The organism is Chrysiogenia bacterium, from assembly GCA_020434085.1.
Lineage (GTDB): Bacteria > JAGRBM01 > JAGRBM01 > JAGRBM01 > JAGRBM01 > JAGRBM01.
On sequence record JAGRBM010000248.1, the window covers coordinates 1 to 2,488 of the forward strand.

Sequence of the window (2,488 nt, forward strand, 5' to 3'; positions counted from 1 at the left end):
CAGGGGGCCGGCCTTGCCCTCGGGGCGCAGGTCGAGATCGACGCGGTAGAGGAAGCCGTCGCCGGTCACCTCGGCGACGATGCGCCCGTAGGCCTGGGCCAGCCGCGAGAAATACTCCACGGGAGAGCGATCGCGCGGCCCGCCTTCGAGGGAGCCCGGCGCGTTCTGGTAGACGTAAACCAGATCGACGTCGGAGGAATAGTTGAGCTCTTCGCTGCCGAGCTTTCCAAGGCCCAGCACCGCGAAGGCGGGCTCGAAGGATTCCGAACCGCCCGAGAGGTACCACAGCGGCGGGCCGATCTTCGAGACGATCTGCGCGCGCGCAATCTCCAGCGAGGCGGCCAGCAAAGCGTCGGCCAGGTGGGAGACCTCGGCCAGGGTGACGCCGGTCTCTTCAATGGGGACGACGTCGAGATCGCGGACGGTGATGCGGGCGAGTTCTTCGTACTTGAAGCGCCGAAGCTCGGCCGGACGCCCTTCGAGCGGGACGCCTTCGAGGCGCGCCGCCAGCAGCACGGGGTAGTCGGCACGAGCGCGACGAATCGAGAGGTCCTCGCCCGCCATTCGTGCGATCACCTTTGTATCGGAACCAAGGTGGCGCAGCAGGAAGGGCGCGGCCCCGCCAAGCGCGGCGAGAATCCGGCAGAGCGCGTCGGGATGCGCTGCCCAGAGGGATTCGAGGCCGCCTGGATCGTGCTCGGCAAAGGTGGCCAGCATCTGCAGGCAGAGCATCCGGGCGTCGGCCGGATCGGCTGCACGCGCGCAGGCGGCATCAAGCCGCCCCATCAGGCCCGCAAGGCCCAGGTCTTCTTTGGTCATATCGAGTGGCAAGGCAGCTCTCCCCCGGATTTGCCCAACATAGACCACGCCCCGCCCGGCGGCCACGCACCCTTTGGCGCAAAATCGGCATCGAAAAGCCCGGAAGACAAAGATACAATGCCGTCACCGGAACAATCACTGGAGCGGCGCCGCAAGGAATATCGCGGCGGGAGGGAACACACGATGAGCAAGATCAAGGGCAAGTGGGCACTGGTAACCGGAGCGAGCAGCGGCCTGGGGGTGGACTTCGCCACCATTCTGGCCGAGCACGGATGCAACGTCGTACTGGTCGCACGGCGCGAGGACCGCCTCAAGGCGCTGGCCGACACGCTAGAGGACCAGCACAAGGTCGAGACCCGCGTCATCGCCATGGACCTTGGCACCTCGACAGCCGCGCGCGCTCTCTACGAGAAGACCAAGGCCGAGGGCCTTGAGATCGACGTGCTCATCAACAACGCGGGCTTCGGCATCCACGCCGACTTCATGGAGACCGAGTGGGAGCGCACCGCGCAGATGCTCCAGCTCAACCTGACCACGCTGACCGAGCTGACCTATCTCTACACAAAGGACATGCTTGCCCGTGACTTCGGTTTCAACCTGCTGGTCAGTTCCATCGGCGGCTTCCAGCCCACGCCGAGCTATGCGGCCTACGCCGCCACCAAGAGCTACGTCCTCGACTTCGGCGAGGCGCTCGCCCACGAGCTTCGCAACACCAATGTCGGCGTCACCGTGCTGGCGCCCGGCGGCACCCGGACCGAGTTCATGGACGTGGCCGGCCAGGAGATCTCCGGCATCGTGAATCTGGCGATGATGGAAAGCCGTCGCTGCGCAAACATCGGCATCAAGGCCATGCTCAAGAAGAAGCCCAGCGTCGTGCCCGGACTGCTCAACAAGATCGCGACCTTCTCGGTGCGCCTGGCTCCCCGCCGCATCGTGCCCGCCATTGCCGGCTTTGTGATGAAGTAGGCGGCCCACACCGGGACAGTACGAAAATCGCTCGCGCGCCCTTGCAGGAAGCGTCCAATCGGCGCTGACCCCTTCCCGCCCGCGCGCGCTTGAGGTAGCCTGCAGCCCACACACTCGGGCAGAAAGTCAGGTTCCCCATGAGCGAGGCAAAGCGCCCCAAGGTACTCATCGCCGACGACATGGAGTTTCACCGCACGCTGGTGCGCGACGCGCTGGAGGGATTCCCCGTGGATTTCTTCTTTGCCGAAGACGGCTGGGACGCCATCGAAGTCGCCCGCGCGGAGCTTCCCGACCTGGCGCTGCTCGACATCGTCATGCCCGAGGTGAGCGGCCCCGAAATCGCCCGCACCCTTCGCGAGAGTCCCGAGCTCGCCCACTGCGAGTTCGTCCTGCTCTCGGCCAACATCAAGGACGAACACGACTTCGACCCCCTCTTCGCCGCCGCCGTGGCCAAACCCATCGACGCCGCCAACCTGCGCGCGACCGTGGCGCGGCTGCTGGGGATTGATGGATAGGCACCGCTCCCGACCTCGCGAGTTCACCTCATAAGCACCGTGCCAGCCCGACATTCCTCAGCGTGCTCGTGCACGCGCGCAAAGCGCACCACCTCTCCCTGCTCCCCTTGCGGGGGAGCTGTCCGGGCAAATGCCCGGGCTGAGGGGGTGCCTCCTACCGCCGCGCTGCAGAGCCCGATCGTCGCCCG

General features: G+C 66.2%; 3 protein-coding genes. 2 read left to right on the forward strand and 1 reads right to left on the reverse strand.

Annotation, left to right across the window (positions count from 1 at the left end; all coding sequences use genetic code 11):
• On the reverse strand, positions 1–831 hold an 831-nt coding region (locus tag KDH09_08215; GenBank protein MCB0219661.1), incomplete at its 3' end, for a hypothetical protein.
• Positions 832–1,002: 171 nt separating this feature from the next.
• Between KDH09_08215 and KDH09_08220 the strand changes: the two genes are divergently transcribed.
• The gene (locus tag KDH09_08220) at positions 1,003–1,785 is read left to right on the forward strand and encodes an SDR family oxidoreductase (protein ID MCB0219662.1); all 783 of its coding nucleotides are present in this window, start codon (positions 1,003–1,005) and stop codon (positions 1,783–1,785) included.
• 137 nt (positions 1,786–1,922) lie between these two features.
• Positions 1,923–2,300, forward strand: a complete 378-nt coding sequence (locus KDH09_08225; protein ID MCB0219663.1) for a response regulator — start codon at positions 1,923–1,925, stop codon at positions 2,298–2,300.
• The last annotated feature ends 188 nt before the right edge of the window (positions 2,301–2,488 follow it).